4 protein-coding genes are annotated in these 5,401 nt (G+C 74.2%); 1 reads left to right on the top strand and 3 read right to left on the bottom strand.

The window, feature by feature from the left end; genetic code table 11:
- The 3 genes from ABD308_RS04595 to ABD308_RS04605 form a co-directional block, all read right to left on the bottom strand.
- The coding region (locus ABD308_RS04595) for a hypothetical protein (protein ID WP_344325911.1) at positions 1-1,238 on the bottom strand (1,238 nt) is incomplete at its 3' end.
- On the bottom strand, positions 1,235-3,034 hold the full coding sequence (locus tag ABD308_RS04600; RefSeq protein WP_344325914.1) for an HSP90 family protein: 1,800 nt from the start codon (positions 3,032-3,034) through the stop codon (positions 1,235-1,237). The genes ABD308_RS04600 and ABD308_RS04595, both read right to left, overlap by 4 nt.
- Before the next feature lie 198 nt (positions 3,035-3,232).
- Positions 3,233-4,360, bottom strand: a complete 1,128-nt coding sequence (locus ABD308_RS04605) for a nucleotide disphospho-sugar-binding domain-containing protein (RefSeq protein ID WP_344325917.1) — start codon at positions 4,358-4,360, stop codon at positions 3,233-3,235.
- 600 nt (positions 4,361-4,960) lie between these two features.
- Here ABD308_RS04605 and ABD308_RS04610 point away from each other — a divergent pair.
- On the top strand, positions 4,961-5,386 hold the full coding sequence (locus tag ABD308_RS04610; protein ID WP_425554688.1) for a cold-shock protein: 426 nt from the start codon (positions 4,961-4,963) through the stop codon (positions 5,384-5,386).
- Positions 5,387-5,401: the final 15 nt, after the last annotated feature.

Here is a 5,401-nt window from a genome sequence, read left to right on the forward strand (position 1 = left end):
AGCAGGGTCTCGGCCAGCTCCGCCCGGGCAGGGGCGGCGCCGGCCGGGTCACCGGCCGCGACCAGGCTCGCGACCCGGTCGGTGAGGCGGTGGACGCGCTCACCGCCGCGCGAGCGGTGGCCCGTACCGGAGGCCGACGGCCGGACGGGCTCGCCGATCGGACCGGCGGCCATCCACTCCGCCATCCGGGTGCTCTGGAAGCCGTTGCCGTTGCGCTCGTCGAACCGGGCCGCGAGGCCGAGCACGCGCTCGCGCAGCTCGGCGGCGAGGTCGACGACCGTGGTGTCCGGGCGGCGCCGGCCCTCGACGGTCGGGAAGCGCAGCGGCAGTGCCCCGTCGCCGGCCGCCTCCACCGCGGACAGCACCGCGACGGCCGCGGCGGCGAACTCCATCCCGGCCAGCGGGGTCCGTGCCCGGTCCAGCCAGGACAGGTGGCGTTCGATCAGGTCGAGCCCGCGCCCGAGGTCGCCGCTCTGGGCGCAGAACAGCAGGTTGGAGGCGAGCACGCCGAGGTGCGACGGATCGTCGCGGATCCGCCGGTACGCGACGCGGTGCGCCTCGGCGGCCTGCTCACCGCGGCCGGTCCGCAGGTACGGCAGCAGCAGTTCGGAGTTGATCCACTGCGGCTGCTCGGCGCAGCCCGAGCGCCGGGCCGGCTCGCCGAGCCGGATCGCCTCCTCGTCCCGGCCGAGCGCCACGAGGGTCCGCACCTGGCTGCTCGGCACGCAGCCGGAGCAGTCCGAGAGTCCGTCGCGCCGGGTGAGCGCCATCCGCTCGTAGTACTCCTGGGCCCCGGCGAGGTCGCCGACGGCCTCGGCGACCAGCCCTCGGTGCTGCAGGACGGCGTGCATGCTGTGACCGCCGCGCCGGTAGCGCCGCTCCATGTCGTCGAGCAGGTCGGCGGTCCGGGCCAGCGGGATCTCCGGGAACTGGTGGACGCTGGAGACCATCCACTTGAAGTGCCAGAGCAGCGTCTCCTGGTGGTCGCCGTCGAAGCGCTCGGGCTCGCGGTCGTAGGCCGCCAGGCACCAGGAGAAGGAGAGGAAGGCCTTGGTCGGCGAGCAGCCCTGCTGGAACACCTTGGTGGCCGTCATCCGCACGTCGAAGGCGAACTCGACGAGGCCGAGCGCGTCCGCGTGGCGGATCACCTCCTCCAGGGCGGCGGACTTCGCGGCCCCGTCGGGCATCACATGGGTGCTGCGGAAGAGTTCGCGCAGTTCCCGCTCGGTCCGGCTCACGGTGCGCCTCCGGCGACGGCCCGGCCGATCAGGCCGAGGAAGGACTGGTTGAGGGCGGCGGTGTCGGCCGGGCGCAGCGGGTGGTGGCCGAGCAGCAGCGCCTGGACGTAGAGGCCCTCCAGGCACAGCGCCCGCAGCTCCGGCTCGGCCAGCACGAGCACCTGCCGGGCGAGCGGGTTGCGGTGGTTGAGGACCAGGCGGGGCCGGGGCTCGGTCTCGCTCTGGAGGCTGCCGAGGATCGCCGCCCAGGTCTCGTCCACCTGCTCACGGGCGCCGCGCACGTCCAGCTGGAAGGCGGTGTCGTCGTCGAGCAGGTAGAGCGCGGGCAGGCCGGAGGGTTCGAAGGAGCGGACCAGCAGGTCGCAGCCGAGCCGCGCCAGCACCGGGTCGGCGGTGGCGAGGAACGGCGCGATCGCCCGCTCGTCGGCCGCGTCCAGCCGGGCCAGGTGGGTGGTGAGGTCCGCCGCGCGCAGCTGTTCGGTCTCCAGGGCGCGGTCGACGGTGGCCAGCCGGTCGATCAGCTCGGCGTCGTAGACGTAGCCGGCGTTGACGACGGCGAGGCCCTGGGCGGCGGCGACCGGCGCCAGCTGGCGGAACTCGTCCAGCAGCGGCGTGTAGCGGAGCAGCCCGTAGCGGGCGGTGAACTCGGCGAGGGTGAGCGGGCCGACGTTGGTCTCCATCGGCCAGAACTCGGCGACCAGCCTGAGCATCTCGTCGTCGTGCAGGGCCAGCGCCTTGACGCCCAGGTGGTGCACCCGCAGGAAGGAGCGCAGCCGGGCGGGGTCCTGCACGCTGAGGCGTACCAGCCAGCCGCGCAGCCGGTCGCCCAGTGCCTCCCGGGTCGCCTCCAGCAGCGAGTCCTCGTAGAGCGCCTCCCGGCTCGCGGTGGGCCGCAGTTCGGTGGTGTCCACGACGCAGCGCACGAAGAACGCCCATTCGGGCAGCAGCCGTTCGGCGCGTTCGGCGAGCAGCATCCGTTTGAGGTAGACCCGGTGCGCGGCCGGGACGGCCGGGTTGGCGGGCATCGGCAGCACGAAGGCGACGCCGCGCAGGCCGGCCTCGGCGGCCGCGACGTCGACGACGTCGAACGGCGTGAAGCCGAACACCTCCTCGCAGTACGCCTCCAGGCGGGCGCGGCGCTCGGCGGCGCCCTCGCCCTCGGGGCGGTCCCAGGGGGCCGGTCCGCCGGTGACCGGTTCGCCGTCGACGATGACCGGGTGCGGGAGCCGGGCGCCGTAGTGCGCGACCAGTTCGGTGACGGCGCGGCGGGTCAGCAGGTGCTCGCCGCCGGGGCGCGGGCGCAGGGTGACCGTGGTGCCGGCCTCGGGGCGCTGCCGGTCGGCGGGGGCCGGCTCCAGCGTGTAGCCGCCGTCGGAGCGGCCGTGCCAGAGCACGGTGGGCCCGCCCTCCCGGCGGGTGGCGACCTCGATGGCGTCGGAGACCATGAAGCAGGAGAGCAGTCCGATGCCGAACTGGCCCATGAACTCGTGCCGGGCGAAGCCGAGGTCGTCGCGCTTGGAGCTGCGCCCGATGGTCGCGAGCAGTTCGTGCACCTGGGCCTCGCTCAGCCCGATGCCGTTGTCGCTGATCGTCAGCGAACCGTCGCCGGTGGCCTCGCCGGAGCGGATCTCGATCCGGGGCGTGCGGCGTGGCGATCCGTCGTCCTGGCCGACGGCGGTGATGGCGTCGACCGCGTTCTGCAGCAGTTCGCGGACGTACACCTGCGGGCTGGTGTAGAGGTGGTGGCTCAGCAGATCGACTATTCCGCGCAGGTCGACGCGAAACGTTTGGCTCACGGATTCTTCTCCCCGGTCGTGTTGGGAGCACCCTAGGGCCGGGCACCGACACGCGGGAGCGAATTTCGCGCGAAGGTTCGATCGGTGGAGATCGTGAGCACCGCGGAAACGCCCCGGACCGCCGGGGCGGCGGTGCGGGGCGTCATCCGGATGACCGGTCGCGAGGTTGCCCGGCCGGTCGGTTGACCGGCCGACCGGTCAGGGGCGGGCGGTGACGAGCGCCTCGATGTCGGGGACGACGGCCGCCGGGGTCGGCAGGGCGTCGTTCTCGGCGCGCAGGCGGGCGGCGGCGGCGCGCAGGCCGGGATCGGTGACGAGCCGGGTGAGCAGCGCGGTGTCGACCTCCGCGGAGGTGGCGCGCAGCGCCGCCCCGGTGGCGGCCAGGGTGTCGGCCACCATGAAGTTGTCGGCCCCCTGGGGCAGCAGGAGCTGCGGCAGCCCGGCCTGCAACCCGGTGAGGGAGCTGCCGGAGCCGCCGTGGTGGACGACCGCGTCGCACACCCGCAGCAGTTCGGCGAGCGGCACCCACGGCAGCGGGTGGACGTTGGCCGGCAGGCTTCCCAGGTCGGCGAGGTCGGCGTCGCCGACGGCGAGCAGGAACTCGGCGTCGACCCCGGCGGCGGCCTCGATCAGCGGGGCGATCGCGTTCAGCCCGTCGATGTCGGCGAGCACGGTGCCGAGGGTGACGGCGACCCGCGGCCGCGTACCCCGGTGCAGCAGCGCGGCGGGGACGACGCCGCCGCCGTTGTACGGGACGTAGCGCATCCGCAGACCGCCCGGGTCTCCCCCGAGCGAGGCCGGCACGATGTTCAGTGGGGTGGTCTCGGCGGGCGCGGCCACCCCGTGCTTCTCGTAGACGTCGGTGAACTGGTCGGCCAGCCGGGCGGCCATGACGAGGCCGGGGGTGACGCCGAAGTTCTGCAGCGCCGCCGGAACGCCGAGCTTGGCCGCGACCAGCTGGGCGGAGGCCAGACAGGAGTCGTGGACGATCAGCTGGGCGTCCCAGCCACCGGCCACCGCGAGCAGGTCGTCCACGGTGGAGCGCGAGGCCAGGGCGAAGGCGGCGGCCCCCAGCTCCAGGATCTCGTCCTGGGTCAGATCCGGCTGGGCGTACTGCGCCCCGGCGCCGGCGACCTCCTCGAAAAGCTCCCGCATGGGCCGCCCGTCGCCGATCTCGACGACCGGGAAGCCGGTCTGGCGGATCTGCTCCAGCGGACGCGGACTGGCGAAGAGCACCTCGTGCCCGGCGGCCCGGAGGGCCTGGGCGGTCGGCACCATCGGGAAGAGGTGGCTGGGTGCGGCCGGGCCGGTGAAGAGTATGCGCACAACTGTCTCCTGGTCGTTCGCAGGTCGGTCGTCATCGGGATCGCGCGGGGCGGTCCACTCCTAGCCCCAACTGACGGACGATCAGTTGCTCTTCCCCGTGGGATCGATAATCGGACGTTCTCGCCCGCGCAGCCGGGAGGCCGGGAGCGCCGTGGGCCCCGTGTTCCCGGCGCCGGCGCGCGGGGCGCGGCGCGCATCGCGAATCGCGCGCTCTGACGGGCGTGCGGGAACGCGCGGGTCGGCGCGGTGGCGGGGCGGTCGGCCGCCGCGCCAAACGCGGCGCCCGATACCTGGCCGGTTCCCGCCCCCCTTCAACGCCCCACCGCCCCAACGTCGGCGCAGACGGTCGCGCACGCCCTCGGCGGGAACGGTGCCGGCGGACCGGCGGCCCCGACGGCCAGGCCCTCCTCGACCGGCATGCCGCGGCGGAGGACGTCACGCCCTGACGCGGGGCATGGACCCCGGGCACGGACCCGGGGCATGGACCCCGGGCACGGACCCTGGTCTCCGGACGCGCCGGTGGCGGCGGCCGTCCGATCCTCTATCCTCTACGTCAGGTGTCGGGCAGGGGGCCCGGGTTGTTGTCTTTGGGGGTGTGTTGTGGTCACTGGTCGAGTGGTGCGGTACGACAGTGTGCGCGGCTACGGGTTCATCGCTCCGGACCACGGCGGGGAGGACGTCTTCCTGCACGTGAACGACATGCAGATGCCCGAGTCGCTGGTGCACTCGGGCCTGGTGGTCGAGTTCGAGATGGAGGAGGGCGACCGGGGGCTGAAGGCCTCCTCGGTGCGCCTGCCCAAGGGGGCGCTGGCCCGTCCGGCCGGGCCGGCGGTGCCCACCGCCGCCCGGGTGGCGGCGGCCGAGGGCGACGACGTCGAGTGCGACGTCCTCACCTCCTCGGAGTTCCTGCTGGAGGTGACCGAGTTGCTCCTGGAACACACGCCGTCGCTCACCGGCGAACAGGTCCTGAAGGTGCGCAACGCCATGCTGCAGTGCGCGAAGGGCCACGGCTGGACCGAGGGCTGAGCCCGGACCCGCTCC

The sequence above is a fragment of the Kitasatospora putterlickiae genome (assembly GCF_039527695.1).
Classification (GTDB): Bacteria; Actinomycetota; Actinomycetes; order Streptomycetales; family Streptomycetaceae; genus Kitasatospora; species Kitasatospora putterlickiae.